Consider the following 23,914-nt stretch of genomic DNA (forward strand, 5'->3'; position numbering starts at 1 on the left):
CTTCGGCATCAGCGCTTCCACAAAGCTCGGCTGTCCCGTCTGCTTAACCGCCATCGCTACCCTCCAAGGCTTTGCCCGAGGGAATCACAATTGACGAATTACGCAACAGGCCCACAAGGGGAGAGGGCAACAGCACCGCCGCGCTCTGCATATTCGCCGTCCCCTCACGCATCTTTGGCTTAGCTGCCGCGACCGATTGTCGCTAGAAGAGTCCCCGTAACAAAACCCAAACAACAACACAGGGAGAAACATATGCAGAAACTCATCGCCGCCGTCGCGGCCGGTCTCGCTCTCGCTGCCACATCAGGCGCCGCGCAGGCGCAGGTCTCCGACGATGTCGTCAAGATCGGCGTGCTCACGGACATGTCGAGCCTCTATGCGGACGCGACCGGCAAGGGCTCGCTCGCCGCCGTCGAGATGGCGGTTGCCGATTACGGCGCCAAGGTCGCCGGCAAGCCGGTGCAGGTGGTCGCTGCCGATCACCAGAACAAGCCCGACGTCGGCGTCAACATCGCCCGCAACTGGTACGACAACGACAAGGTCGATGCGATCTTCGACGTGCCGACATCCTCGGTGGCGCTGCCGATCTCGGCGCTGACGCGCGAGAAGAACAAGATCAACATCAATTCCGGCGGCGGCTCGTCCGACATCACCGGCGTCGCCTGCTCGCCCAACACGGTACACTGGACCTACGACACCTATGCGCTGTCGAACGTTGCCGGCAAGGCGATGGTGAAGCGCGGCGAGGACACCTGGTTCTTCGTCACCGCCGACTACGCCTTCGGCATGGCGCTGCAGCGCGACGCCGCCAACGTGGTCAAGGAGAGCGGCGGCAAGGTGCTCGGCGAGGTCCGCCATCCTCTCAACTCCTCGGACTTCTCGTCTTTCCTGCTCCAGGCCCAGGCCTCCAAGGCCAAGGTGGTCGCGCTGGCGAATGCCGGCGGCGATACCACCAACGCGCTGAAGCAGGCCGCCGAGTTCGGACTCGTTCAGGGCGGCCAGAAGATGATCGCGCTGCTCCAGGAGATCACCGACACGCATTCGCTCGGCATCAAGGCGACGCAAGGCCTGATTGTCACCGACGCGTTCTACTGGGACATGAACGAGGAGACGCGCGCCTTCTCGAAGCGGTTCAACGAGAAGGTCGGTCACATGCCGACGATGATCCAGGCCGGTCTGTACTCGGCGACCATGCACTATCTGAAGGCGATCGAGGCCATCAAGACCGACGAGGCGCCGAAGGTGATGGAGCAGATGCGCAAAACGCCGGTCAACGACTTCTTCGCCAGGAACGGCAAGATCCGTATCGACGGTCGCATGGTGCACGACATGTATCTGTTCGAGGTGAAGAAGCCGGAGGAGTCAAAGGGCGAGTGGGACCTCTACAAGCTGATCGCCACCGTCCCCGGCGACGAGGCTTTCCGTCCGCTCGACAAGGGCGGCTGCCCGCTGGTGAAGGGGAATTGATCGCGCTCTTCGTCATTGCGAGCGAAGCGAAGCAATCCAGAAATGCGTCCACGGAGATAGCTCTGGATTGCTTCGTCGCTTCGCTCCTCGCAATGACGAAGGAAAGACACGACAGCGCGCCCGGTGAAAACCGGGCGCGCTTCGTTTCGGCCGTCACGTGAGCAGCATTACTCCGAGTACTTGAACTCGGGCATGTTCTTCAGCTCGTCTTTGCTGGCGTTGAACACGGCGTGGTCCGGATACCATTTCGACGTGGACGAGGCGGTCGTAGCCGTCGTCGTCGTGGTGGTCTTCTCGGTGCCGGTCGCAGCGCCGGTGGTCGTGGTCGCCGCAGGCTTCGCGCCCGTGCCGGTATAGGCCACGGCCTCGTTGACGAACTTCAGCTTCTCGTAGGGGACGGCGACCAGATGCTCACCCATTCCGAGAAAGCCGCCGACGCCGATCACGGCGATCTTGACGTTACCGCTCTTGTCCATCAGTAGGTCGTTGATCGAGCCAATGTTCTCGTTTGCATCGTTGTAGATCTTCAGGCCCGCCATCTTCGAGGCACGCCACTCGCCCGACGCGGTCGTCATCGTCGTGGTGGTGGTGGCCGCGGGCGCCGCCTTGTCGGTGGTGGCGGTCGGGTTCTGCGCGAACGCAACGGTCGCAAGCAGTGCGGTGCCGGCAAGGCCGGCGGCGATCGATTTCATCAACATTGTTGTCCTCTCCTTCAGCAGAAAGCTTATGCGGAGAGAACAGCGGCCATCATCCGCAGTTCCTTTGCTGCGGTAATTTCGTTGCGCGGTGATGGCGTTGCGCTGCGATGAAAGTTCCTGCGTCACTGAGGAACGTTTGATGGGGAACGTTCCGGATGCACAGTTCCCCGCCGACGATCATGCGCCCTGAGTCAAGCACGATCGCGGCGAGGAACGCGCCGACCTGCGTCGCTCAGGTCAGCTCTTGAAGTCGATCAGGAGTGCGGAGAAATCCGAACCGCCGAATGAGCTGCCGTTGGCGCCGTAGGACGCGCTCGAAGATTGCGACTGCTGGAGCGCTTGGAGGAATTGCTGGAGAATGTCCGCCGTGGTTGAGTCGGTCGACGTGCTGCTGGTCGAGTCCGTCGCGGACGATTCCGACGAGCTGTCATCCGGCGGCGGGCCGGGCGGCGGTCCGCCCGCACCACCGGGACCACCGGCGCCGCCGGGCCCCTTGGCGAAGGCGGACTGGAACACGTTCTTCAACTTGTCCGCCTGGTCCGAGGTCAGCGTCCCGTTCGACACTTCGTTGGCGATGAGATCGTCGATCTTCGACTTCACGTCGTCCTTGGAGGGACGCGTGCCACTCGACTGATCGCTGGATCGGCTCGACTGCAAGGCCGTGTCGATATCGGTCAGCGCCGTCGAGAGCGCCGACTGGTCCGATGACGAGATCGTGCCGTCGGAAACGTCCGATTGCAATTCCTGCTGAAGCCGCTGCAGCGGCGACTGGTAGTGACCGGCGGAGGCCGCCGAAATCGAGGTCATGATGGCTCCGTGGCTTTTGCGGGGTTTCGTAAGCGACACCGCCACGGTATGGTTAGCGCCCTTAACGAGACCTTGTTGCTTCCCTGCCCGGGTATTGCCTGCTGTTGCGCCCGGACGGGCAGAAACAATCCGAAACAAAAATCTTCGCCATTTGGCCCGAATCTTGGACAAACAAAGCGCATGGCCAATCCCAACATCCTGGTCGTCGAGGACGACCGCGAAACCCGGACGTTGATTGCAAAGTACCTGCGCAACAACGCCTGCAACGTCACCGCCGTGAGCGATGGCCGGGAGATGTCGCGTGCCTTGGCCGATCACCGGGTCGACCTCATCATCCTCGACGTCATGCTGCCCGGCGAAGACGGCCTGAGCCTGTGCCGCAAGGTACGCTCGGAGGCGCAGACGCCGATCATCATGCTGACCGCGCGCGGCGAGGACGTCGATCGCATCGTCGGCCTCGAGATGGGCGCGGACGACTATCTGCCAAAGCCCTTCAACCCGCGCGAGCTGCTCGCGCGCATCAACGCGGTGCTGCGCCGCCAGGCCGCAGCCCAGGCAGCAAGCTCGATCGAGGGTGCCTCCACGCTGGCCTTCGAGGGCTGGCGTATCGATCTGCGCCTGCGCGAATTGCGCAATCCGGAAGGCGCGCGCGTCGCGGTGACCAGCGCCGAGTTCGATCTCCTGCGGACGTTCTGCGAGCGGCCCGGTCGCGTGCTGTCGCGCGACAGCCTGCTCGACCTCACGCAAGGGCGCAACACCGGCTCGTTCGAGCGCTCGATCGACGTGCTGGTCAGCCGCATCCGCCGCAAGATCGAGCCCAATCCGGCCGATCCCACCATCATCAAGACGGTGCGCTCCGGCGGCTATCTGTTCACGCCCAGAACTGAAGCGGCCAGGACTGAAGCGGCCGGGACTGAAGCAGCTGGCAATGAAGCGGTCGCGGCGACCCTGAGCAGTTAGTGGGGCGGTCGTCATGACGCCGTTCCGCTTCTTCCACCTCAAAAGCATCGGCGGGCAGATCGCCGCGCTGGTGGTGGCGTCGATCGTCGCGCTGCATCTGATCCTCACCGCGAGCTTCCTGATCAGCCGGCCGGACCGGGCCGAGCCGCCGCCCGACGCTGCCCATCAGCTCGCGGACGCGGCCCTGCTGCTCAACGGCACGGATGCGAGCGAGCGGCCGCGCATCCTCGCCAATATCGTGCGTGCGTTTCCGAATGCCGGCATCGAGTTCCTCGCGCCGGGGACCTTCTCCGTCGCCGAGGACAGCGGCGGCCCGCATCTGCGCAACGTCCGCCGGCATCTCGGCCATCAGTACAAGGTGGTCGCGTTGGCCCCGAATTTCGGCGTGCGCCGCGTCGCGGTCGAGCTTCCCGACGGCAGCGTGATCGCAGGCCGCGTCGAGCAGGGCCCGCATCCGCCGCGGTTCTGGGGCGGCCCCTGGATGATGACGCTGCTGTTCGCGCTGATCAGCGTCACGATGCTCGGCCTGTGGGCGGCCTATGCGCTGGCCGCGCCGCTGTCCTCGTTTGCCAGGGCCGCCGAGAATTTCAGCCTGGACGGGGCGGCCGATCCGCTGCCCGAGCGCGGCCCGGAGGAGATCCGCTCGGTCGCGCGCGCGCTCAACCGCATGCATGAGCGGATCGCGCGGCTGATGTCGGATCGCACCCGGATGCTGGCGGCGATCAGCCACGACCTGCGAACGCCGATCACCCGGCTGCGCCTGCGCGCCGAGTTCATCGAGGACGAGGGCAACCGCAGGCGCATGCTGATCGACCTCGACCAGATGCGCTCGATGCTGGAATCCGTGTTGTCGCTGCTGCGCAACGACCGCAAGATCGAGGCGGTGACGCTGGTCGACATCGCGAGCACGCTCCAGCTCATCGCCGACCAGTTCGGCGACATGGGCCATGTCGTGCGCTATGACGGTCCCGCTTCGGCGACGGCCGCCGCGCGGCCCGACGATCTGCACCGCGGCGTCACCAACCTCGTCGAGAACGCGGTGCGCTTCGGGGCCGAAGTGACGATCCGCCTCGACGTATCAGGCACCAGGCTCGTCATCGACGTCGAGGACGACGGCCCCGGCATCTCGGATACGCGCAAGCAGGAGATGCTGGAGCCGTTCGCGCGCGGCGACGACGCGCGCACCATGGACGAGCACACCGGCTTCGGGCTCGGCCTGTCGATCGCGCGCGCGATCGCGATCGCTCATGGCGGCGAGCTGTCGTTGCACGACCGCGCGCCGCACGGGTTGATCGTGCGGATGCAGTTGCCGGTGTGGCAGCAGCCGCGGGTGGCGGCGTAAGCTCAGGCGGCGAGCGGCGGATGCTCGATCGCGTGCTCATCGAAGATCGCCACCGCCTCGAAGCGGTAGCCGCAGGCGTGGCATTTCCAGAGATAGGAAACGCGGCCTTCGCCCGGCTCGATCCAGTCCGGAGACGGGATCGGTGCCCCACATTGCGCGCAGGGGTTCTGCTTGGGGATGTCGCCGATGTTTGCTCGGGTCATGGACGTCCTCCCGAATGCTGGTTTTGAATAGCGATTTTTGGGCGAACGCACGAACGGACAGACCTGCTGTCGCGTAACGCACACCGCCAACTGCAATCCTAACCTGGGTTTGAGTCGTAAAAACGACGGCCCGGCGAAAATCGCCGCTGGCGGCGTTTCGCCACATCATCGCCGTGTTCCCACGGCCTAACGCGCACGGGTGCAGGTCCGTTCTGCCGAGGAATAATTCAATGAAAATTTTGCGTATTGCCATGCTCGCTGCGGCCGGACTGATGTTGCCGCAGGGCGCATTCGCGGGCGAAGCCGAATATGTCGAGATGGTCGCTGCCCATGCCCGCGCCAACGGCGTGCCGGAAGCGCTGGTGCATCGCGTCATCATGCGCGAGAGCCGCTATCAGCCCGGCCTGATCGGCCGCGGCGGCACCATCGGCCTGATGCAGATCAAGCTCGCGACCGCCCGCGGGGTCGGCTACACCGGCGACGCCGCCGGCCTGCGCGATCCCAACACGAACCTCACCTACGCCGTCAAATACCTCGCCGGCGCCTATCGCGCCGCCAATGGCGACCACGCCCGAGCCGTGCGTTATTTCGCGGGCGGCTATTACTACGTTGCAAAGCGGCAGCGTCAGGAGGCCGTACAGGTCGCCAATATGGGCGACACCAATATGGGCAACGTCTGGCTCGAGCCGAACGGCAATCCGCAGCCGATGTTCGGGACGGCGCCGCATAAGAAGCTGGCCCAGCGCGTCCGCAATGCGCGGGCACAGGCCTTGAAGTAGCCTCTCGTGTCCCCGACAGCGGGGTTCCCGGGAACATGCGTTGACACAGGCCGTCACTGGCCTACATTAGAGCCGTTCCGAGGGGTGCTCCGAGGAGGAGCTGAGATACCGCTAAATGGGTCAGAAGGCCCAGGACCGCGGTGACCCTTTGAACCTGATCCGGGTCATGCCGGCGAAGGGACAGGGATGTTGCAGACCACCAATCGACCGGATTCCCCGGTATCCATCATCGGCGCAGGCATTGCAGGTGCCTGGCAGGCGCTGTTGTTCGCGCAGGCCGGCCATGCCGTAACGCTACACGAGCGCGGTGACGCCGCGATGACCGATTCCACCAGCCATTGGGCCGGCGGGATGCTCGCGCCCTGGTGCGAGGCGGAGGTCGCCGAACCCATCATCTCCAGGCTCGGCCAGCGCTCCCTGGACATCTGGCGGCGCGAGCTGCCGGACACCCCCTTCAACGGCTCGCTCGTCGTCGCCCACCCGCGCGAGCGCAACGATTTCGAGCGTTTTGCGCGGATGACCGAAGGCCACCGCCGGCTCGATGCGACCGGCCTTGCCGAGCTCGAGCCGTCGCTGGAAGGCCGCTTCCGCGACGCGCTGTTCTTCCCGACCGAGGGCCATGTCGAGCCGCGCCGCGTGCTGCCGAAGCTGCACGAGCGCATCCGCGCCGCCGGCGGCACCATCAAGTTTTCCAGCGACGTCAGCGCCGCCGAGCTCGACGGCATCGTGATCGACTGCCGCGGCCTTGGTGCGCGCGACGAGCAGCCGGAGCTTCGCGGCGTCAAGGGCGAGATGATCCTGATCGAGACCGGCGAGGTGCGGCTGGCGCGCCCGGTGCGGCTGATCCATCCGCGCTGGCCGCTCTACGTGATCCCGCGCGAGGACAATCTGTTCATGCTGGGCGCGACCTCGATCGAGGCCGAGGACACCGGCGTCAGCGTGCGCTCGGCGCTGGAGCTGCTGGGTGCGGCCTATGCCGTGCATCCGGCCTTCGGCGAGGCGCGGATCGTCGAATTCGGCTCGGGCTTGCGCCCCGCTTTCCCCGACAATCTGCCGCGCATCGGCATTCGTGGCGGCCAGATCAGCGTCAACGGCCTCTACCGTCACGGCTTCCTTATCGCGCCGGCGCTCGCCGAGCTGACGCTGCAATACGTCCAGCGCGGCCAGATCGACAATGAGGTGATGCAATGCGCGTGATCGTCCAATGCTTGTGATCGTCAACGGCGAGCAGCGCGAGGTGAACTCGGCCAGCGTGGACGCGCTGCTCAGCGAGCTCGACTACGAAGGCACCCATTTCGCGATCGCGCTCAATTACGACGTCGTGCCGAAGAGCCGCTGGGCCGAGACGGCACTGAAAGCCGGCGACGAGATCGAGATCATCACGCCGCGGCAGGGAGGGTGAAAATGCTGCTCTCGCCAAACACTCCGCTGTCATCGCCCGGCTTGATCGGGCGATCCAGTACGCCGCGGCTTCTCGCTTCCAGCCGCGCCGCCGCGGCGTACTGGATCCCCGCTTTCGCGGGGATGACAGCGTCCTCTAAGGAGACACCTTGGACATGGTGACCTTCTACGGCAAAACCTTCGCCTCCCGTCTGCTGATCGGCAGCGCGCTCTATCCCTCGCCTGCGATCATGCAGGCGGCGATCCGTGCCTCCGGCTCGAACATCGTCACGGTGTCGCTGCGCCGCGAAGCCGCCGGCGGCAAGACCGGGGACGCGTTCTGGAATCTGATCCGCGAGCTCGACGTCAGCGTGCTGCCGAACACCGCCGGCTGCCGCAGCGTGCGCGAAGCCGTGACCACCGCAAAGCTCGCGCGCGAATTGTTCGGCACGTCCTGGATCAAGCTGGAAGTGATCGCCGACAACGACACGCTGCAGCCCGACGTCGTCGGCCTGGTCGAGGCCGCCACCATCCTGATCAAGGACGGCTTTGAGGTGTTCCCCTATTGCACCGAGGACCTCTCGGTCGCGAACCGCCTGGTCGATGCCGGCTGCAAGGTCGTCATGCCCTGGGCCGCGCCGATCGGCAGCGCGAAGGGCATCACCAACCGCGATGCGCTCAAACTGCTGCGCGAGCGGCTGCCCGATATCACGCTGGTGGTCGACGCCGGCATCGGCGCGCCGTCGCATGCGGCCGAGGCGCTCGAGCTCGGCTACGACGCCGTGCTGCTCAACACCGCCATCGCGAAAGCCGCCGATCCCGTCGCGATGGCCAATGCCTTCCGTCTCGGCTGTGATGCCGGCCGCACCGCCTACGAAGCCGGGCTGATGAACGCCCGCGACTTCGCTTCCCCTTCCACCCCTGTCGTTGGGACTCCGTTCTGGCATGCCGTATCCTGATCGTTTCTACCCCGTCGTCGACAGTCTCAAATGGGTCGAACGCCTGACCAAGCTCGGCGTCGGCACCATCCAGCTGCGCGCGAAAGACCTCAACGACGCCGACGCGCTCCAGATCGTCACCGATGCGCTGGCGATCACGAAGGACACACAGGCCAAGCTGGTCGTGAACGACTACTGGCGCGCGGCTGTCGTCGCCGGCGCAAAGTATCTGCATCTCGGTCAGGAAGACCTTGCCGATGCGGACCTCCAAGCCATCCGCGAGGCCGGCCTGTCGCTCGGCATCTCCACCCATGACGACGCGGAGCTTGAGACCGCGCTCGCCGCAGAACCCGACTACGTCGCGCTCGGTCCGATCTTCTTCACCACGCTCAAATCGATGCGCTTCGAACCGCAGGGCATTCCGAAAATCACGGAATGGAAGAAGCGGATCGGCAGCATCCCGCTGGTCGCGATCGGCGGCATCAAATTCGAGCACGCCGCGGAGATTTTTGCCGCCGGCGCCGACTCCATCGCCGTCGTCAGCGACGTCACCCAAAACGCCGACCCGGACGCGCGGGTGCGGCAGTGGCTCGGCCTACCTGCGGAGGCCGCATGATGCACGCTCCGCTCTCACCCCACACTCCACTGTCATCGCCCGGCTTGACCGGGCGATCCAGTACGCCGCAGCCTCTCCGTATCCCACTGCGGCCTCTGGAATACTGGATCCCCGCCTTCGCGGGGATGACAGCGCCATTTGCCTATCGCACAGCGACACACACGACTTAACCGGAGGATCCCATGAACATCCGCTCCAATCCCGACAAGACCGTCCCCGCCGTCACCACCGGCCCGCTGCCCTCGTCGCGAAAGATCTTCGCGTCTCCGGACGCTGCGCCCGACATGCGCGTGCCGCTGCGCGAAATCATCCTCTCCGAAGGCGCCGGCGAGCCGAACCTGCCGGTCTATGACACCTCGGGCCCCTACACCGACCCGACCGTCACCATCGACGTCAACGCCGGCCTGTCGCGCAACCGTCTCGCCTGGGTCAAGGAGCGAGGCGGCGTCGAGGAGTATCAGGGCCGCGATATCAAGCCGGAGGACAATGGCAACGTCGGCGCCTCGCATGCCGCAAAGGCCTTCACCGCTCACCACAAGCCGCTACGCGGCCTCGACGGCCACAAGATCACCCAGCTCGAATTCGCCCGCGCCGGCATCATCACGAAGGAGATGATCTACGTCGCTGAGCGCGAAAATCTCGGCCGCAAAAAGCAGCTCGGTCGCGCGGAAGCCGCGCTCGCCGACGGCGAGAGCTTCGGCGCCGAAGTCCCAGCCTTCATCACGCCGGAGTTCGTCCGCAGCGAGATCGCGCGCGGCCGCGCCATCATCCCCTGCAACATCAACCACGCTGAGTTGGAGCCGATGATCATCGGCCGCAACTTCCTCACCAAGATCAACGCCAATATCGGCAACTCCGCCGTGACGTCGTCGGTGGAAGAGGAAGTCGACAAGATGGTGTGGGCGATCCGCTGGGGCGCCGACACCGTGATGGACCTCTCCACCGGCCGCAACATCCACACCACCCGGGAATGGATTCTGCGCAACGCGCCGATCCCGATCGGCACCGTGCCGATCTACCAGGCGCTGGAGAAGTGCGAAGGCGATCCCGTCAAGCTGACCTGGGAGCTCTACAAGGACACGCTGATCGAGCAGTGCGAGCAGGGCGTCGACTATTTCACGATCCACGCCGGCGTTCGCCTGTCCTACATCCACCTCACCGCCAACCGCGTCACCGGCATCGTCTCGCGCGGCGGCTCGATCATGGCGAAGTGGTGCCTAGCGCATCACAAGGAGAGCTTCCTCTACACGCATTTCGACGAGATCTGCGACCTCATGCGCAAATATGACGTCTCGTTCTCGCTCGGCGACGGCCTGCGTCCCGGCTCGATCGCAGACGCAAACGACCGCGCGCAGTTCGCCGAACTCGAGACGCTCGGCGAGCTCACCAAGATCGCGTGGGACAAGGGTTGCCAGGTCATGATCGAAGGCCCCGGCCACGTGCCGATGCACAAGATCAAGATCAACATGGACAAGCAGCTCAAGGAGTGCGGCGAAGCGCCGTTCTACACCCTCGGGCCCCTGACCACCGACATCGCGCCGGGCTATGACCACATCACCTCAGGCATCGGTGCGGCCATGATCGGCTGGTTCGGCTGCGCCATGCTCTGCTACGTCACGCCGAAGGAGCATCTCGGCCTGCCTGATCGTAACGACGTCAAGGTGGGCGTCATCACCTACAAGATCGCCGCCCACGCCTCCGACCTCGCCAAGGGCCACCCCGCAGCCCAATTGCGCGACGACGCCCTCTCCCGCGCCCGTTTCGACTTCCGCTGGAGCGACCAGTTCAACCTCGGCCTCGACCCGGATACCGCCAAGAACTTCCACGACGAGACCCTGCCGAAGGAAGCCCACAAGGTCGCGCATTTCTGCTCGATGTGCGGGCCGAAGTTCTGTTCGATGAAGATCACCCAGGACGTGCGGGATTATGCGGCGACGTTGAACGATCCGAACAGCGTCGGCATGTCGATGAGCGGGACTGCCGAGGACGGCATGGCCAGGATGAGCGAGAAGTTCAAGGAGATGGGGAGCAGCGTTTATCTGGATGCGGAGAAGGTGAAGGAGAGCAATCGGGTGTTGTGAGGGAGATGCGGAGCCTTACCCAGCAAGTATTAGACACTTCAAACGAAAGGCCGGGCTAGAGCCCGGCCTTTCTGTCGCGTGCAAGGCATTTCCCGCCCAATCCTTAACTAGATAAATTCAGCTGCGGTCATAACAGCAACCACCCTTTAGGATGGTTACGGCCGCAACAAGGTACTCCAATTGATCACCAGCGCTATCGTACGAAACTTCAACTACCGGTCGAGGAAAGCGTACATTCTCGTTTACTTGACTAAACTGCCTCAGTGTATCCAGTCCATAGAAGATAGCTTGCGCTCCTGTTCTTTTGTCGTTCCCTAAGATCGCACCGGCCTCAGCCATAATCCTGCGAACTGCCTCATTTTGTATCTCAGAGACATCGATAGCAACGTGCCCGGTCGTTTCGAGCTGCATGTTGAGCTCGTCGATACGCAATCTTTTCACAACATCAATCGGGACCCCTTCGGTCACCTTGGTGACACTACCGAACGCGGCCTCCTCCTCACTTGACGCAAGGACATTGTACGAGCGAGCCGAATATCGCTCTCGCTCTTTTCCCTCTATCGGCAAAGCGCGTGAAGCTCTCTCCAAAAGATCATCTGGAATTCCGTCCGATTTACCAAAGGCGACGACTCGGAACACTTGGTCGTATAAGTTTTTCCGAGCAGACTTTGGCTTGCCATAGCTATACTCAAGATAGACGGACGCGAGGCGCTCCCAAATTGCGACTTCAGTCTCGGGAGTAGTATCCCTCCGAAATCCATCAACCCAAGCCTCCATCGGCAACGGATAGACATCGAGGAGCGCCGCCCGAATCAATCGAATTCGAGAAGTAAGCTCTGTCGAAAGCTTACCGTGTCGAATCGGAGCCTGCTTGACGACCTTCGGATCTAGATCAACGGCACGCCCAGATCGACCGTACTCCATTGTAGCTAAACGCTGATGGACCCTCGCAAACAGATCAGGCTTCACTAACTCGATTATCTTGAATCCGATCGATTCAATGGACTTATTATCCGCGGTAAGAGCAAATTTGTCCGCAAGCGTCGGACTGAACTTTAGAACGTCGCGCTTAGTTATGTTGAACCAAACCGGAATGATCGTCTTTCTTCCGTTTATTTCCTTTGCAACTAGCCCACTTAGCTCATACTCAGTCCAGCGCTTTTTAAAGAACGCTTCCGACAGAACCACGATTCCGAATTTACTTCCAGCCAACCCTTTGTCTATTGATCGCGACAAACTATCACCCGCCTTCAACGCGAATTCGTCGTACCAAACACTGACCCCCGCAGTTTTTAAGAATTCCGCTAATGGACGAACAAAGCTCGACTTGTCCTCGCTTGCGTGACTTATGAACGCGTCATGAAGCTTGGCCACATTTTCTCTCCAAGATCGATCTGATTTTATAAATGCACAATGAGCTTAGCTTACAAGACGCTATCAACAGATAAAAGCGTTATACACCCTTGGCGAGTATAAATCTGTGACCGCACCCCGCCTCCCCGACCAACTCCGTCCCAACCTCCGCCTCGTCTTCGTCGGCACCGCCGCCAGCACGCGCTCGGCTGAACTCGGGCACTACTACGCTCATCCCGGCAACCGCTTCTGGCGCGCGATCCATGAGGCCGGGATCACGCAGCGGCGGTATCAGCCGGGCGAGTTTGCCGCGCTGATCGAGCTCGGGATCGGCTTCACCGATCTCTCCAAGTCGGGCGCCGGGATGGATCACCAGATCGCGGCTGAGACGATCGACGTGCCGGGGTTCAGGGCCAAGATCGAAAAATATCGGCCGAAGGCGATTGCGTTCACGAGCAAGAAGGCCGCGAGCTTGTTTTACGGGAGGCCGTCGAGCGGGATCGCGCTGAGGCGGCAGCCGCGCGATGCAGGATTGCCGGAGATTTTCGTGCTGCCCTCGCCCTCCGGCGCTGCATCCGGGCATTGGACGCTGGAGCCGTGGCGCGAGCTTGCGGCGTGGATCGCTTTGCAGGACGTTCAACGCCCACCGACCTCATTCTGAGGAGATCGCGAAGCGGTCGTCTCGAAGGATGGCCGCGGGCGAGATACGGGCCCGCATGGTTCGAGACGGCGCTTCGCGCCTCCTCACCATGAGGAGTTCGCACCGTCACCCCACGCAGGCCGCCTTAGAGATCGAAATTGGTCGGCAGCATGACCACGTCGCGGATGGTCATGCCGCGCGGCCGCGTCAGCATGAACATCACCACCTCAGCCACGTCACTGGCCTCCAGCAGGCTGCCCGTTTCCCTGGCTTGCTTCAGCTTTTCGGGCGGCCAGTCCGCGAGCAGTGAGGTGACGACCGGGCCGGGCGAGATCGAGCCGACGCGAATGCCGTGCTTGAAGACCTGGCGCCGCACCGTCTGGACGAAGCAGTTGATCGCCCATTTGGACGACGCATAGACCGGCTCCCACGGCGTCGGAAAATGCGCCGCCAGCGAACTCGTGACGATGATGTCGCCGCTCCGGCGCGCGATCATGTGCGGCAGCACGTCGTGCACGTTCTTCATCACGACGTTGACGTTCAGGTTCAGCATCCGGTCGATGGCCATATTGTCGGCATCGACCAGATCGCCACCGACATAGGTGCCCGCATTCGCGTGCAGGATGTCGAGCTGGCTTGCCTTCTCCAGGACGCGCGGCAGCAACGATGCGCAATCCCCGGGATCCAGGAGGTCGACGACCAGCGGGATCACGGCGTCGCCATGCTTGTTGCCGAGCGCCTTCAGCGCGGCCTCGTCGCGGTCGACCATCACCACGCGCGCGCCCGCGGCCAGCATGGCGACGGCGCTCGCCAACCCGATGCCCGACGCGGCTCCGGTCACGGCAGCAACCTTGCCTTCCAATTCGTTTCCCATGGGGTCACCATCCTGCTGATGGTCGGCAGTATAGCGATGCAAGGCGAATTGGCGATGCGGATAGCTGGCTTTGGTGGGTGGGCAAAGGCGCGCTTGCGCCGTGCCCACCATCTCTTCACAAATCCGGAGGAACGGTGGGCACGGCGCGAAGAGCGCGCCTTTGCCCACCCTGCGAGAAGGCGAGATAGGGTGTCGGGATCCGCACCCGTCGTTCGTCCTCTGGAAACAAAGCGCCATCACCCCGGAGCCGCCAGATGCCCACCATCACTGCCTTCGAAAACTCGCCCGACCGCGGCAAGGGACAGGCCCGCGACATGCGGGTCCGCTGGGCGCTGGAGGAGGTGGGCCAGTCCTACGATGTCCGCCTCGTGTCGTTCGCGGCGATGAAGCAACCCGCCCATCTCGCGCTGCATCCGTTCGGGCAGATTCCGACCTATGAGGACGGCGACCTCGCTCTGTTCGAGTCGGGCGCGATCGTGCTCCACATCGCCGAACGCCATGATGGATTGTTGCCAAAGGATGCGAATGCGCGGAGCCGCGCGATCGCATGGATGTTCGCCGCGCTCAACACGCTGGAGCCGCCGATCGTCGAGTTCGGGATGACGATGCTGTTCGAGCGCGACAAGAGCTGGTACGAGGAGCGCCTGCCGGTCCTGAAGGATCGCGTCCGGACCAGGCTCGGCGAATTGTCCCATCGCCTCGGCGAGGCCGAGTGGCTCGACGGTGCGTTCAGCGCCGGCGATCTCATGATGGTGACGGTGCTGCGCCGGTTGAACACGTCTCGCCTGCTGGAGGAATATCCCGACCTCTCAGCCTACGTCGCCCGCGGCGAAGCACGGCCTGCGTTCCGGCGGGCGTTCGATGCGCAGCTAGCGGTGTTCACCGCCGCATCGACCGGAAAATAGAGGCCGCGCCTCTCACCGAAGCGGGTACATCATCCCGAATTCATACCTCGAGCGGGCGACGCCGGGCGTCCTCCGATCGAATGACGCTACGCACAATGCGCAGGACTGTTGCCAGCCCGTCGCTCCGGCGATACGACTTGAAGTGGAAGAGCCTGATATCAACCGGCCCGCATCATTCCAGGAAGGCACCGCCATGAGCGACGATCTTTCCGGCGTCTGGGATGGCAGCTACATTCAACCGGGCACCGGAATGGTCACCTTCACCGCAACTCTGGTCGAAACCGGCGGCGCGCTCGGCGGAAGCGTGACCGAGCCCTGCTCGAACCCGCGTTGCCCGCTGCGAACCCACAACGCCTCGATCGCGGGTCAGCGCTCCGGCAACGCGGTCTCGTTCGTCAAACGCTACGAGCCGCCCGGCTACGGCTTCGACATAGTCCATTACGAAGGCACGGTGAACGCCGAGGCGACCGAAATCGATGGGCGCTGGAGGCTGCCTGGCTCTTCCGGCGCATTCCTGATGATCCGCGCCAGCAAGGCCGCGCAAGCGGCCACGACCGAGCAACACGCCAAGGTGCCATCGCGCTGAAGGGAGCAACCATGCTGACCCTCTATTCCTACCCAAAACTGTTCGGCGTCGCCGACAACAACGGCTACGGCCTCAAGGTCTACGCGTTCCTGAAGCTCGCAGGTGTGCCGTTCGTCCACGAGCATCTCTTCGATGCCTCTGCCGCGCCGCGCGGGCAGCTGCCTTACGTCGTCGACGACGGCGAGACCATCGGCGACAGCGAGACCATCATTGCGCATGCGATCGCCAAATATCACCTGGGCATCGATGCCGCACTGTCGCAGGATGCACGGCGGACCAATCATCTCGTCACCCGCATGCTGGACGATCTCTACTGGGTGATGTCGTATTCGCGCTGGAAGGACGATCGCTTCTATCCGGCGTTCCGCGACGCCTTCATCGCGCAGCATCCGCAACTCGATGCCGAGGGACTGGAAAAGGCGAAGGCGTATAATTCGCAGCGCTATTATTTCCAGGGCATCGGCCGCTACACGCCCGAGCAGGCCTACACGCGGGGCCTGGCCGATCTGGAAGTGCTGGCGGAGATCGTTCCCGCCGCGGGCTTCGTCCACGGCGCGGCGCCGACCAGCTGTGATGCCGGCATCTACGGCTTCATCGCCAACATCTATTATTTTCCGATCCCGACGCCGCTGAAGGCCTTTGTCGATGCGCACAAGAATCTCGTCGCGCATTGCGAGAGGATTCATGCGGCGGTGAGCGCGTAATCCGCTCCGTCATTGCGAGCGTAGCGAAGCAATCCAGAATCTTTCCGCGGCGACGGCCTGGATTGCTTCGCTACGCTCGCAATGACGACGCTGATGCAGCCTGCCCTACCGCATCGTGATCGCGAGCCCGCTCAGATCCGCGTTCGCCATCAGGCCGGTCTGGTAGCCCGACAGCTCAAGCACCGCGCCCTTCTGGTTGGTCAGCACGATGGCGCGGGCGCCGCGGCCGACGGCAAGGCCGGCACCGGCCGCACCATAGACGCCGGCGACGTCGGAGGGACGGTTGATGTTGGAGACCCGGCCGCGCAGCACGGTCTTGGAGCCGCCGAAGACGAGGCCGTAGTCGAGCCCGCCGGTCGAGAGCCCATAGGAGCGGCCGCGGAAGTTCAGCACGCCCGAGCCGCCCGAACCGCCGATGATCCAGCCCGCCTTGTAGATCGTCAGCACCACGGTGCCGCCGTCGGCCATCGCCGAGGTCGAAAGGCCGGCCAGAGCGGCAATGGCGACCAGCGCGGCGCGGAAGGTGGTGGCGAGCTTCATGGGGCGTCTCCGGGGGCTATTTTTCAAGGGAGGATTCGAATCAGATGCAGCGAATGTATCCGATGGATCGCGGCGGCAACATGATGGAGCGTGAGGCCGGCGCGGTGCGCTCCCTCGCCCCGTTCTTACGGGGAGAGGGTTGGGGTGAGGGGCTGCTTCGGCATAAGCGGTAGGAGTTGGACTCGCGAGAGTCCCCCTCACCCGCCGCGCTTAGGCGCGCAAGTGCGCTGCCGAGCGCGTCGGCCTCTCCCCGCAAGCGGGGCGAGGCGAAGGAAGAGTCCGCGCAAACGAGCACCACCGCCATGATGCCATCATGCCCCTGTTTTGCCCGACGGAGCAAGTGAAATTATTCGGCTATACCGAATTCAAAGCACTCACGATTTCTACTGTGCATGGGGTTGTTTTCGCGTTTTTGTTTTGCCCGCCTTGCCCAATGCCGATTGCAACTCCCCCGCATGTCGCTACGCTCACGCGGGCGACGCAACCGTTTCATCCGAGGTGATCCCATGCCGATCCAGCATTTCGCACCCCCGCCGCACGTCAAGGCGCCGCCGCTGTCCTTTGCCACGCGTGTCGGCGATCTCCTGTTCGTGTCCGGCATTCCCGGCTTCGACGGCAATGGCGCGTTGCCGGACGGTTTCGAGGCGCAGTTCGCCAACGTCGCCGTCAACATCAAGCGCGTGCTGGACGAAGCCGGCGCGACGGTCCGCGATCTCGTCAAGGTCAACGTGCTGCTCACGCGCGCTTCCGACGTCGCCGCGATGAACGCACTCTATGCCGGCGCGTTCGGCCCGCCGCCCTACCCGGCGCGCACCACCTGCGTGGTGCAGGCGCTGCCCGACCCGAAAATGCTGATCGAGATCGAGGCAATTGCATCGCTGGCGAAGTGAGCGACGTTTAGCGCGTGTGTCTTGTCGCGTGTGTCTTGGCGTATGTGTCTTGCCGGGCACTCGGCCGAACCAAGTGCGCGGCTCGCTCTGACATATCCGTGAAACGGCTGCCCCTCGGCTTGCAAAGGGTCGCCTTTTACCGCACGGATTTTCGGGTCACACATCCCCACAAGGAGATTTTCTATGCGTCGCGTTCTCGCCCTCTGTGCCGTTGCCGGCATCGCCACCTCCGCGTTTGCCGTGCCGGCTTCGGCGGCGGTCGGCTATTACGTGATCCGCTGGGACAACACCGGCATCTGCCAGGTCTGGAACGAGGACCTGAAGTACAAGCCGTTCCAGTGGGGCGCGTCGACCTACAAGATCGTCAGCAAGCCGCTCCCGACCTTCACCGCGGCTTCGGATCTCCAGATCAAGCTGCGCTCGGAGCGCCGCTGCACGCTCTGAGCGTCACGCGACGAATTTGATTTTGAGGGCGGGCCGCGCGAGCGACCCGCCCTTTTCCTTTGCAGGCGTGCGCTAGTTTTCCGGCTCAAATGACGCATTTCCTGCGCGCACGCTTTGAACCTGATCCGCCGGCGGAACTACTCACATCTTGTCCGGGGCGCATCCCCAAAAGCGCCCCACACCATCCCTCCCGTCATTGTCGGGAGGTGCATCACATCTTTCATTCGAGGAGCTGATCATGCGTCGTATTTCCGTGCTGTGCGCTGCTGCCGGTGTTGCCGTCACTGCCTTCGTCGCCGCGAGCCCTGCCGAAGCCAGCTATCACCTGATCCGCTGGCAGGACACCGGCTTCTGCCAGATCTGGGACGAGAGCATCCCGACCGCACCATGGCCCTCCGACTTTGCCCGCGTCAGCGCGACCGTGCCGACCTTCGTCGACGCACTCGTGCTGAAGGATCACGCGTTGAAGAACGGCCAGTGCACCTGGTAAAACTTCGATCGGCGGATGACGAGCGGGCAATGGCGCGATGCGTCCTTGCCCGCTCTTTTTTGTGTGCACAGAGCGGACCGCCGAGGCGCAAGCGACAGCGCGCGCTCACGCGTCCTTGTGCGCACCTGGATGGATCAGGATGTCGCGCGCGGCGGCGAGGTCGATGAAGGCCTGCGCGCTGCCACCCTGGTCGGGATGCTTGCCCTTGGCGGCGCGGCGGTAGGCCTGGTTGATGTCGTCGCAGGTGAGCTGCACGGCAAGCGGCAGGCCAAGCATCCTGCGGGCACGATCTTCGCTGGAGAGCTGCTTCGGCATGGCGTTGCGGCGGCCGAAGCGCGGCGCGGTGAGATCATGAACGACCTCGAGGATCACGCCGACGCGACGCTGGGCTGCCAGCGTGACGCTGTGATCGTCATTGTCCACGGCCTGGCGCAGCACCGGAAGCGCCTGCTCGGCTGCCTGGCGCAGCGTGGCATCCGTGCTCATGCGCACGATCTCGGCCACGAGCCGGCCCGCCTCGGCCCAGTCGGCCGGCTGCGCCGACCGCAGGCGTTCGAGAGCGAGTTTCCAGACTTCAAGCCGTCCCATCATGCGCGCAACGTTTAGCAATGAGGATCAGTATGCCAAGCCGGCCGTTTCCGCCCCCTTAATTTCGAGTTAGCCTTTCATGAAACTTCGAAACGAATCCGGGAGGAAATTGTCATGGCATTGCTCGCAAACCACATAGCCGTCGTCACGGGCGCCGGATCCGGCATCGGCCGGGCGATCGCGGTCGGCTACGCCCGCGAGGGCGCGCAAGTGGTGCTGCTCGACGTCAACGCCGACACGGTCGCGGAGGCCGCGCAGGAGATCCGCAAGGCCGGCGGCAAGGCCGAGAGCTTTGCGCTCGATGTGACGAAGCGTGACGACTGCTTTGCGCTCGCCAGCCAGGTCGCCGACAAGGTCGGGCAGGTCTCGATCCTCGTCAACAATGCCGGCATCACCCGCCGCAACGCCTTCACCGCGGACACGGAGACGGTGGCGAAGGACTGGAACGACATCATCTCGCTCAACCTCAACGGCGTCTTCAACGTGACGCAGGCGTTCCTCGCGCCGCTGCGGGCCGCCAAGGGCCGCATCGTCAATATCGGCTCGATCCAGTCCTTCGTGCATCTGCGCACGCCGAGCTCGGCGGCGTATACGACCTCGAAGCACGGCGTGCTCGGCTTCACCAAGGCGCTTGCGGTCGAGCTCGGCAAGGAAGGCGTGCGCGTCAATGCGATCGGGCCGGGCTTCATCGAGACCAACATCAACGCCAACGTGCGCGCGACCAATCCGGCGCTGGTGCAGGCCTTCGTCGATCACACCCCGCTGGCGCGCACCGGCAAGCCCGAGGACATCGTGGGCCCCGCGATCTTCCTGGCGTCGGACCTGTCGGCCTATGTCACGGGGACGATCGTGATGGTGGACGGCGGGTACCGGACGGTGTGAGCGGGGCGCGCAAAATCGGTCCGCATCGCTATGCATCCCGTGCCAATCGCGGCACCTTCGCGGCAATCCCAAGGTCAATTGGTGCGATCGCCCGCGATTAACCACTCGTTAACCAAACCCGCCCACCGTAGATCTACGGCTAGGGGGCCGTTGGTTCTCGATCGCTTCCAAAGATGGAAGCGGGCGTTGATCGGGAGGTGTGTTGATGACCACTGTTCATGTCGCTGCGTCCGATCCGGGCGCGCAATTTCTTGCCCCTAACGAAATCGTTCCGCTGTTGATCGGCGCGACCGTCGACGAAGTCGAGCGCGAGCTCGTGCTCCAAACGCTCGCACGCTGCGACGGCAACCGCACGCGCGCATCGCGCGTGCTCGGCCTGTCGGTGCGCACGTTGCGCAACAAGATCAGGATCTATGCGGCGTCCGGCATCGACGTGCCCGCGTATCACGACTAGCACGCGACGCGGGCACGATTGGTGTTGATCAAGCCCGGCGCAAGGCGCCGGCGGAATTGCTGCTGTCGTCAAACGCCGCTAAGTAGCTTGCTTCCTTAGAGGGAGTAGTGGCGTGGCAGACGATCAGGGACGGCAGGGGCCGCGTGGGCGGCAGGGCGAGCCGGGACGGCCGGGACCGCAGGGGCATCCCGGCAAGCGGGGGCCGGACGGCGCGCGTGGCAAGCCGGGACCGCAGGGCAAGCCCGGGGCGGCTGGAAAGGCCGGCGCGCAGGGCAAGGCCGGCCTGCCGGGCAAGCCAGGCGAAGCCGGCGCGCGGGGCGCGGCCGGGCCGGCGGGGCCGCAAGGCCCACGCGGCGAGGCCGGACCGCCCGGCCAGCTGCCGTCAATCGAGCAGGTGCTGCCGTGGCTCGATCAACTCTTCGACGCCTGGGACGAGCGCCGCCGCCAGCGCGAGCGCGAAGCCGCCGAGCGCGAGGCGCTGGAAGCCGCCGTGCATGAGGTTGACGAGGCGATCGTCGATGACGATGCCGACGACGGCGAAGGCGACGATCACAGGAAGAAGAAGAAAAAGAAGAAGCACGGCCACAAGGACTAGGCGGGCGGAAGTTGCTTCGGTGCCCCGGAGGACTCGTCCTTGCGCGGCAGCATGCCCATGCGCTCGAACTGCCAGCGCATGGCGCGGTACCAGAGATAGCCGACCAGCGTCCCGAGCAGCGTCAGGATGACGAGGTTGACGCTGCTGTAGGAGCCGCTCCACCACATCATCCATGCGGTCCACAGCACGGTGAAGGTGACGGCACCTGCTCTGAGAGGAATAAGGGGGCGGCTCATGGTCGTGCTCCGGGCTGTCAAAACCCCGGCGCACATCATTGCAATTTGAGGCCGCTCTCACCGTGAGCCAGATCACGGAACGGACGCAGGAGACCGGCTAACCGAACCGCAGCCGCGAACGCTCCTTGGCCTTCTCCGCCTCGATCTCACGGTCCCGCGCCGGCGCATGGGTGTGCAGCGAAGCCAGGAGCTTTCGCGCGGCCTCCGACACTTCCGCGACCGCCAGCTCGAAGGCCTCTTCATTGGCCTGCGACGGCTTGTTGAAACCGGAAAGCTTGCGCACGAACTGGAGCGCACTGGCGTGGATCTCGTCCTCCGTCGCGGGCGGCTCGAAGTTGAACAGCGTCTTGATGTTGCGGCACATGCAGGCTCTCCAGTAGCGGTGTTCCCCTGAGGACGATCGGCGAGGCCGAAATCCTACATCCCGGAAGCAGCCGTGTCATAGGCAGGATCAGCCATATCTGGTCCGCGACTATTCCCCTTGCGCGCCGCACCATCGGGGAATGTTTTTCGGGGGGCGATGATGGGTCCGGTCTCGATCCTCCGTGACCAGCTGATAAGATCGCTCCAACGCGGCCGCCGACCATGAGCCGCATGGGGACAGAAACATGAAAACGTCTTGCGCGGCGCTAGCGGCCATCCTGCTGTCCATCGCAATGCCGGCTATGGCCGCCGATTATCCAGCACCGAAGCAAGGCGACTGGATCGCCAAGGATTTCAAGTTCCACACCGGCGAGACCATGCCGGAATTGAAGCTGCACTACACCACTGTCGGCGAGCCCTCTGGCCAGCCCGTGCTGGTGCTGCACGGCACCGGCGGCTCGGGCGCGAGCATGCTGTCGCCCGCCTTCGCCGGCGAGCTGTTCGGCGCGGGACAGCCGCTCGACGCATCCAAATATTACATCATCCTCCCCGACGCGATCGGCCACGGCAAATCGTCAAAACCGTCGGACGGCATGAAGACGGGCTTCCCGACATACAATTACGACGACATGGTCGAGGCGCAGCATCGCCTCGTGAAGGAGGGCCTCGGCGTCAAGCATCTGCGGCTCGTGATCGGCAATTCGATGGGCGGCATGCAAACGTGGCTGTGGGGCGAGAAATATCCGCAGGAGATGGACGCACTGGTGCCGATGGCCTCGCAGCCGACCGAGATGGCCTCACGCAACTGGATGATGCGGCGGATCATGCTCGACACCATCCGCAACGATCCCAACTATAATGGCGGCAATTACACCAGCCAGCCGCGCGTGATGAAATACGCCATCACCGCCTACGGCATCGCCAGCATCGGCGGCACGCTCGCCTATCAGCAACAGGCGCCGTCCGCGGCGAAGGCCGACAAGATCGTCGATGAGCGGCTGGCGACACCGATCACGTCCGATGCCAATGACTTCCTCTACCAGTGGGGCTCCTCGCAAGACTACAATGCCGGCGACAAGCTCGAGCAGATCGAGGCGACGCTGCTGCTGATCAATTCCGCCGACGACGAGCGCAACCCGCCGGAGACCGGCATCACGGACGCCGCGATGAAGCGGGTCAAGAACGGCAAGCTGTATCTGATCCCCGCGAGCACCGAGACGCGCGGCCACGGCACCACCGGCAACGCGAAATTCTACGTCGAGCAGATCAGGCAATTACTGCAAACCGCGCCGCAGCGGACGATGTAGCGCGGCAGACCGCTCATATCGCAACGCATCATGTGCGGCAACTCTCACGCCGCATATTATTTGAGCATGCATTGCGCTCACAGCTCAGGCTTAATCGCATCAAGGATACGAATCGAACGCGACGCGATCGCGCGCAGTCGGCGCGCGACGCAGGGAGGAGTTCGCATGCACAGGCTCGCGCTGTGCGTTTGGCTGGCCGCGACGATGGCGCAGACGAGCGCCGCGTTCGCGTTCGACAACGGCCAATACGACCATGTGCCGCCCGACATCCGCGCCTGGTTCAAGAGCGTGATCGCGCCGAACGGCGTGCCCTGCTGCGACATCTCCGACGGCCATCGCACCGACTACGACGTGCGAGGCGGCACCTATTGGGTACCGATCGAGGGACAGTGGATGGAGGTGCCCGAGCGCGCCATCATCCGCGATCGCGGCAATCCGGTCGGCCAGGCCGTTGTGTGGTACGTTCACCACCGCGGCGCCATCATCATCAGTTGCTTCGTGCCGGCCGATGCGGTGTAGGCCATTCAGGCCTTGAGGTCTCGCCTGGGCGAGGCCTCGACATATTCGATGTCATCGCCGAAATCGTCGAGCGCGGCACGAACGGATTTGGCGTCGGCCTCGGCGACGGTGAAGATCGCGGCGAGGCTTTGCCGCTTCTGTCCCGGAAACAGGCTCTCGGCGGCATAGCCGGCATCGCCGAGCGTCTTGATGATCTTGCGCCGCCGGCGCTGATCGACATGGTCGTGGAATTTGAATTGCACGGACATGATGCAAAGCTAGCCGCTCGCGGCG

Annotated in this window: 32 protein-coding genes and 1 riboswitch; of the genes, 22 read left to right on the plus strand and 10 right to left on the minus strand. The window is 63.9% G+C overall.

What is annotated here, in order from left to right; translation table 11 throughout:
• Positions 1 to 252 precede the first annotated feature (252 nt).
• Both OWC48_RS43615 and OWC48_RS43620 read left to right on the plus strand, forming a co-directional pair.
• Complete coding sequence (locus OWC48_RS43615; RefSeq protein WP_282525552.1) at positions 253 to 1,467, plus strand: ABC transporter substrate-binding protein; 1,215 nt, start codon at positions 253 to 255, stop codon at positions 1,465 to 1,467.
• A complete protein-coding gene (locus OWC48_RS43620; RefSeq protein ID WP_282525553.1) occupies positions 1,464 to 1,628 on the plus strand; it encodes a hypothetical protein in 165 nt (54 codons plus the stop codon). The genes OWC48_RS43615 and OWC48_RS43620 overlap by 4 nt, the downstream gene beginning before the upstream one ends.
• Before the next feature lie 6 nt (positions 1,629 to 1,634).
• Here OWC48_RS43620 and OWC48_RS43625 read toward each other — a convergent pair whose 3' ends face one another.
• Positions 1,635 to 2,165 (minus strand): PRC-barrel domain-containing protein, encoded by a 531-nt coding sequence (locus tag OWC48_RS43625; RefSeq protein WP_282525554.1) that lies wholly within the window; start codon positions 2,163 to 2,165, stop codon positions 1,635 to 1,637.
• Between the two features lie 237 nt (positions 2,166 to 2,402).
• On the minus strand, positions 2,403 to 2,972 hold the full coding sequence (locus tag OWC48_RS43630; RefSeq protein ID WP_282525555.1) for a hypothetical protein: 570 nt from the start codon (positions 2,970 to 2,972) through the stop codon (positions 2,403 to 2,405).
• 180 nt (positions 2,973 to 3,152) lie between these two features.
• On the opposite strand from OWC48_RS43630, the gene OWC48_RS43635 reads away from it, so the two are divergent.
• Positions 3,153 to 3,932, plus strand: a complete 780-nt coding sequence (locus tag OWC48_RS43635) for a response regulator (RefSeq protein WP_282525556.1) — start codon at positions 3,153 to 3,155, stop codon at positions 3,930 to 3,932.
• A gap of 13 nt (positions 3,933 to 3,945) precedes the next feature.
• Positions 3,946 to 5,274, plus strand: a complete 1,329-nt coding sequence (locus OWC48_RS43640; RefSeq protein ID WP_282525557.1) for an ATP-binding protein — start codon at positions 3,946 to 3,948, stop codon at positions 5,272 to 5,274.
• Between the two features lie 2 nt (positions 5,275 to 5,276).
• On the opposite strand, the gene OWC48_RS43645 is transcribed toward OWC48_RS43640, so the two are convergent.
• Complete coding sequence (locus tag OWC48_RS43645) at positions 5,277 to 5,477, minus strand: hypothetical protein (RefSeq protein WP_282525558.1); 201 nt, start codon at positions 5,475 to 5,477, stop codon at positions 5,277 to 5,279.
• 230 nt (positions 5,478 to 5,707) lie between these two features.
• Between OWC48_RS43645 and OWC48_RS43650 the strand changes: the two genes are divergently transcribed.
• The 6 genes from OWC48_RS43650 (at position 5,708) to thiC (ending at position 11,271) form a co-directional block, all read left to right on the plus strand.
• On the plus strand, positions 5,708 to 6,256 hold the full coding sequence (locus OWC48_RS43650; protein ID WP_282525559.1) for a lytic transglycosylase domain-containing protein: 549 nt from the start codon (positions 5,708 to 5,710) through the stop codon (positions 6,254 to 6,256).
• Between the two features lie 70 nt (positions 6,257 to 6,326).
• A riboswitch (TPP riboswitch) is annotated at positions 6,327 to 6,455 on the plus strand.
• Positions 6,443 to 7,453, plus strand: a complete 1,011-nt coding sequence (locus OWC48_RS43655) for an FAD-dependent oxidoreductase (protein ID WP_282525560.1) — start codon at positions 6,443 to 6,445, stop codon at positions 7,451 to 7,453. Its footprint overlaps the riboswitch before it by 13 nt.
• A gap of 7 nt (positions 7,454 to 7,460) precedes the next feature.
• Positions 7,461 to 7,658: a sulfur carrier protein ThiS gene (thiS, locus tag OWC48_RS43660; RefSeq protein WP_014492903.1), complete on the plus strand. Its 198-nt coding sequence runs from the start codon at positions 7,461 to 7,463 to the stop codon at positions 7,656 to 7,658.
• 154 nt (positions 7,659 to 7,812) lie between these two features.
• On the plus strand, positions 7,813 to 8,595 hold the full coding sequence (locus tag OWC48_RS43665; protein ID WP_282525595.1) for a thiazole synthase: 783 nt from the start codon (positions 7,813 to 7,815) through the stop codon (positions 8,593 to 8,595).
• Positions 8,582 to 9,190, plus strand: coding sequence for a thiamine phosphate synthase (locus tag OWC48_RS43670; protein ID WP_282525561.1), 609 nt, complete (start codon positions 8,582 to 8,584; stop codon positions 9,188 to 9,190). The genes OWC48_RS43665 and OWC48_RS43670 overlap by 14 nt, the downstream gene beginning before the upstream one ends.
• Positions 9,191 to 9,372: 182 nt before the next feature.
• Positions 9,373 to 11,271, plus strand: a complete 1,899-nt coding sequence (thiC, locus tag OWC48_RS43675; protein ID WP_282525562.1) for a phosphomethylpyrimidine synthase ThiC — start codon at positions 9,373 to 9,375, stop codon at positions 11,269 to 11,271.
• Between the two features lie 117 nt (positions 11,272 to 11,388).
• Here the strand turns inward: thiC and OWC48_RS43680 are convergent, their stop codons facing one another.
• Positions 11,389 to 12,645 carry a toll/interleukin-1 receptor domain-containing protein gene (locus OWC48_RS43680; RefSeq protein ID WP_282525563.1) on the minus strand — a complete coding sequence of 419 codons (1,257 nt, stop codon included), beginning with the start codon at positions 12,643 to 12,645 and terminating at the stop codon, positions 11,389 to 11,391.
• 106 nt (positions 12,646 to 12,751) lie between these two features.
• Here OWC48_RS43680 and OWC48_RS43685 point away from each other — a divergent pair, with 106 nt between their 5' ends.
• Positions 12,752 to 13,285, plus strand: coding sequence for a mismatch-specific DNA-glycosylase (locus OWC48_RS43685; RefSeq protein WP_282525564.1), 534 nt, complete (start codon positions 12,752 to 12,754; stop codon positions 13,283 to 13,285).
• Positions 13,286 to 13,409: 124 nt separating this feature from the next.
• Here the strand turns inward: OWC48_RS43685 and OWC48_RS43690 are convergent, their stop codons facing one another.
• Entirely contained in the window at positions 13,410 to 14,138 is a 729-nt protein-coding gene (locus OWC48_RS43690; protein WP_282525565.1) for an SDR family oxidoreductase, read from the minus strand.
• 254 nt (positions 14,139 to 14,392) lie between these two features.
• Between OWC48_RS43690 and OWC48_RS43695 the strand changes: the two genes are divergently transcribed.
• The 3 genes from OWC48_RS43695 to OWC48_RS43705 all read left to right on the plus strand — a co-directional run bounded on the left by OWC48_RS43695 (position 14,393) and on the right by OWC48_RS43705 (position 16,333).
• Positions 14,393 to 15,043: a glutathione S-transferase family protein gene (locus tag OWC48_RS43695; RefSeq protein WP_282525566.1), complete on the plus strand. Its 651-nt coding sequence runs from the start codon at positions 14,393 to 14,395 to the stop codon at positions 15,041 to 15,043.
• Positions 15,044 to 15,236: 193 nt separating this feature from the next.
• Entirely contained in the window at positions 15,237 to 15,629 is a 393-nt protein-coding gene (locus OWC48_RS43700) for a hypothetical protein (RefSeq protein WP_282525567.1), read from the plus strand.
• Between the two features lie 11 nt (positions 15,630 to 15,640).
• Entirely contained in the window at positions 15,641 to 16,333 is a 693-nt protein-coding gene (locus OWC48_RS43705; RefSeq protein WP_282525568.1) for a glutathione S-transferase family protein, read from the plus strand.
• A gap of 105 nt (positions 16,334 to 16,438) precedes the next feature.
• Here the strand turns inward: OWC48_RS43705 and OWC48_RS43710 are convergent, their stop codons facing one another.
• Positions 16,439 to 16,873, minus strand: coding sequence for a hypothetical protein (locus tag OWC48_RS43710; protein WP_028152303.1), 435 nt, complete (start codon positions 16,871 to 16,873; stop codon positions 16,439 to 16,441).
• 506 nt (positions 16,874 to 17,379) lie between these two features.
• On the opposite strand from OWC48_RS43710, the gene OWC48_RS43715 reads away from it, so the two are divergent.
• From OWC48_RS43715 to OWC48_RS43725, 3 genes are all read left to right on the plus strand, one after another.
• A complete protein-coding gene (locus tag OWC48_RS43715) occupies positions 17,380 to 17,763 on the plus strand; it encodes a RidA family protein (RefSeq protein ID WP_282525569.1) in 384 nt (127 codons plus the stop codon).
• A gap of 183 nt (positions 17,764 to 17,946) precedes the next feature.
• Complete coding sequence (locus OWC48_RS43720) at positions 17,947 to 18,207, plus strand: hypothetical protein (RefSeq protein ID WP_282525570.1); 261 nt, start codon at positions 17,947 to 17,949, stop codon at positions 18,205 to 18,207.
• A gap of 238 nt (positions 18,208 to 18,445) precedes the next feature.
• Positions 18,446 to 18,697: a hypothetical protein gene (locus OWC48_RS43725; RefSeq protein ID WP_282525571.1), complete on the plus strand. Its 252-nt coding sequence runs from the start codon at positions 18,446 to 18,448 to the stop codon at positions 18,695 to 18,697.
• A gap of 105 nt (positions 18,698 to 18,802) precedes the next feature.
• Here OWC48_RS43725 and OWC48_RS43730 read toward each other — a convergent pair whose 3' ends face one another.
• Positions 18,803 to 19,288: a J domain-containing protein gene (locus OWC48_RS43730; RefSeq protein WP_282525572.1), complete on the minus strand. Its 486-nt coding sequence runs from the start codon at positions 19,286 to 19,288 to the stop codon at positions 18,803 to 18,805.
• Positions 19,289 to 19,399: 111 nt separating this feature from the next.
• Between OWC48_RS43730 and OWC48_RS43735 the strand changes: the two genes are divergently transcribed.
• From OWC48_RS43735 to OWC48_RS43745, 3 genes are all read left to right on the plus strand, one after another.
• The gene (locus tag OWC48_RS43735; RefSeq protein WP_282525573.1) at positions 19,400 to 20,167 is read left to right on the plus strand and encodes an SDR family NAD(P)-dependent oxidoreductase; all 768 of its coding nucleotides are present in this window, start codon (positions 19,400 to 19,402) and stop codon (positions 20,165 to 20,167) included.
• A 205-nt stretch (positions 20,168 to 20,372) separates the two neighbouring features.
• Positions 20,373 to 20,621: a helix-turn-helix domain-containing protein gene (locus OWC48_RS43740; RefSeq protein WP_014492884.1), complete on the plus strand. Its 249-nt coding sequence runs from the start codon at positions 20,373 to 20,375 to the stop codon at positions 20,619 to 20,621.
• Between the two features lie 112 nt (positions 20,622 to 20,733).
• Positions 20,734 to 21,216, plus strand: coding sequence for a collagen-like protein (locus OWC48_RS43745; RefSeq protein WP_282525574.1), 483 nt, complete (start codon positions 20,734 to 20,736; stop codon positions 21,214 to 21,216).
• Here the strand turns inward: OWC48_RS43745 and OWC48_RS43750 are convergent.
• Entirely contained in the window at positions 21,213 to 21,452 is a 240-nt protein-coding gene (locus tag OWC48_RS43750) for a hypothetical protein (RefSeq protein ID WP_282525575.1), read from the minus strand. The genes OWC48_RS43745 and OWC48_RS43750 overlap by 4 nt on opposite strands.
• Before the next feature lie 97 nt (positions 21,453 to 21,549).
• Positions 21,550 to 21,816, minus strand: a complete 267-nt coding sequence (locus OWC48_RS43755) for a DUF2277 domain-containing protein (protein WP_282525576.1) — start codon at positions 21,814 to 21,816, stop codon at positions 21,550 to 21,552.
• 244 nt (positions 21,817 to 22,060) lie between these two features.
• Here OWC48_RS43755 and OWC48_RS43760 point away from each other — a divergent pair, with 244 nt between their 5' ends.
• Both OWC48_RS43760 and OWC48_RS43765 read left to right on the plus strand, forming a co-directional pair.
• Positions 22,061 to 23,122 (plus strand): alpha/beta fold hydrolase, encoded by a 1,062-nt coding sequence (locus OWC48_RS43760; RefSeq protein WP_282525577.1) that lies wholly within the window; start codon positions 22,061 to 22,063, stop codon positions 23,120 to 23,122.
• A 165-nt stretch (positions 23,123 to 23,287) separates the two neighbouring features.
• Positions 23,288 to 23,641, plus strand: a complete 354-nt coding sequence (locus OWC48_RS43765; protein ID WP_028152315.1) for a hypothetical protein — start codon at positions 23,288 to 23,290, stop codon at positions 23,639 to 23,641.
• A 5-nt stretch (positions 23,642 to 23,646) separates the two neighbouring features.
• On the opposite strand, the gene OWC48_RS43770 is transcribed toward OWC48_RS43765, so the two are convergent.
• Positions 23,647 to 23,889: a hypothetical protein gene (locus OWC48_RS43770; RefSeq protein WP_282525578.1), complete on the minus strand. Its 243-nt coding sequence runs from the start codon at positions 23,887 to 23,889 to the stop codon at positions 23,647 to 23,649.
• Positions 23,890 to 23,914: the final 25 nt, after the last annotated feature.

The sequence above is a fragment of the Bradyrhizobium sp. Arg816 genome (assembly GCF_029989365.1).
Taxonomy (GTDB): Bacteria; Pseudomonadota; Alphaproteobacteria; order Rhizobiales; family Xanthobacteraceae; genus Bradyrhizobium.

Excerpts from the sequence above, each read along its gene's own strand:
- OWC48_RS43615 (WP_282525552.1), top strand. The coding sequence starts at position 253 with ATGCAGAAACTCATCGCCGCCGTCGCGGCCGGTCTCGCTCTCGCTGCC.
- OWC48_RS43625 (WP_282525554.1), bottom strand. The coding sequence starts at position 2,165 with ATGTTGATGAAATCGATCGCCGCCGGCCTTGCCGGCACCGCACTGCTT.
- OWC48_RS43630 (WP_282525555.1), bottom strand. The coding sequence starts at position 2,972 with ATGACCTCGATTTCGGCGGCCTCCGCCGGTCACTACCAGTCGCCGCTG.
- OWC48_RS43635 (WP_282525556.1), top strand. The coding sequence starts at position 3,153 with ATGGCCAATCCCAACATCCTGGTCGTCGAGGACGACCGCGAAACCCGG.
- OWC48_RS43640 (WP_282525557.1), top strand. The coding sequence starts at position 3,946 with ATGACGCCGTTCCGCTTCTTCCACCTCAAAAGCATCGGCGGGCAGATC.
- OWC48_RS43645 (WP_282525558.1), bottom strand. The coding sequence starts at position 5,477 with ATGACCCGAGCAAACATCGGCGACATCCCCAAGCAGAACCCCTGCGCG.
- OWC48_RS43650 (WP_282525559.1), top strand. The coding sequence starts at position 5,708 with ATGAAAATTTTGCGTATTGCCATGCTCGCTGCGGCCGGACTGATGTTG.
- OWC48_RS43655 (WP_282525560.1), top strand. The coding sequence starts at position 6,443 with ATGTTGCAGACCACCAATCGACCGGATTCCCCGGTATCCATCATCGGC.
- thiS (WP_014492903.1), top strand. The coding sequence starts at position 7,461 with ATGCTTGTGATCGTCAACGGCGAGCAGCGCGAGGTGAACTCGGCCAGC.
- OWC48_RS43665 (WP_282525595.1), top strand. The coding sequence starts at position 7,813 with ATGGTGACCTTCTACGGCAAAACCTTCGCCTCCCGTCTGCTGATCGGC.
- OWC48_RS43670 (WP_282525561.1), top strand. The coding sequence starts at position 8,582 with ATGCCGTATCCTGATCGTTTCTACCCCGTCGTCGACAGTCTCAAATGG.
- thiC (WP_282525562.1), top strand. The coding sequence starts at position 9,373 with ATGAACATCCGCTCCAATCCCGACAAGACCGTCCCCGCCGTCACCACC.
- OWC48_RS43690 (WP_282525565.1), bottom strand. The coding sequence starts at position 14,138 with ATGGGAAACGAATTGGAAGGCAAGGTTGCTGCCGTGACCGGAGCCGCG.
- OWC48_RS43695 (WP_282525566.1), top strand. The coding sequence starts at position 14,393 with ATGCCCACCATCACTGCCTTCGAAAACTCGCCCGACCGCGGCAAGGGA.
- OWC48_RS43700 (WP_282525567.1), top strand. The coding sequence starts at position 15,237 with ATGAGCGACGATCTTTCCGGCGTCTGGGATGGCAGCTACATTCAACCG.
- OWC48_RS43705 (WP_282525568.1), top strand. The coding sequence starts at position 15,641 with ATGCTGACCCTCTATTCCTACCCAAAACTGTTCGGCGTCGCCGACAAC.
- OWC48_RS43710 (WP_028152303.1), bottom strand. The coding sequence starts at position 16,873 with ATGAAGCTCGCCACCACCTTCCGCGCCGCGCTGGTCGCCATTGCCGCT.
- OWC48_RS43715 (WP_282525569.1), top strand. The coding sequence starts at position 17,380 with ATGCCGATCCAGCATTTCGCACCCCCGCCGCACGTCAAGGCGCCGCCG.
- OWC48_RS43720 (WP_282525570.1), top strand. The coding sequence starts at position 17,947 with ATGCGTCGCGTTCTCGCCCTCTGTGCCGTTGCCGGCATCGCCACCTCC.
- OWC48_RS43725 (WP_282525571.1), top strand. The coding sequence starts at position 18,446 with ATGCGTCGTATTTCCGTGCTGTGCGCTGCTGCCGGTGTTGCCGTCACT.
- OWC48_RS43730 (WP_282525572.1), bottom strand. The coding sequence starts at position 19,288 with ATGATGGGACGGCTTGAAGTCTGGAAACTCGCTCTCGAACGCCTGCGG.
- OWC48_RS43735 (WP_282525573.1), top strand. The coding sequence starts at position 19,400 with ATGGCATTGCTCGCAAACCACATAGCCGTCGTCACGGGCGCCGGATCC.
- OWC48_RS43740 (WP_014492884.1), top strand. The coding sequence starts at position 20,373 with ATGACCACTGTTCATGTCGCTGCGTCCGATCCGGGCGCGCAATTTCTT.
- OWC48_RS43750 (WP_282525575.1), bottom strand. The coding sequence starts at position 21,452 with ATGAGCCGCCCCCTTATTCCTCTCAGAGCAGGTGCCGTCACCTTCACC.
- OWC48_RS43755 (WP_282525576.1), bottom strand. The coding sequence starts at position 21,816 with ATGTGCCGCAACATCAAGACGCTGTTCAACTTCGAGCCGCCCGCGACG.
- OWC48_RS43760 (WP_282525577.1), top strand. The coding sequence starts at position 22,061 with ATGAAAACGTCTTGCGCGGCGCTAGCGGCCATCCTGCTGTCCATCGCA.
- OWC48_RS43765 (WP_028152315.1), top strand. The coding sequence starts at position 23,288 with ATGCACAGGCTCGCGCTGTGCGTTTGGCTGGCCGCGACGATGGCGCAG.
- OWC48_RS43770 (WP_282525578.1), bottom strand. The coding sequence starts at position 23,889 with ATGTCCGTGCAATTCAAATTCCACGACCATGTCGATCAGCGCCGGCGG.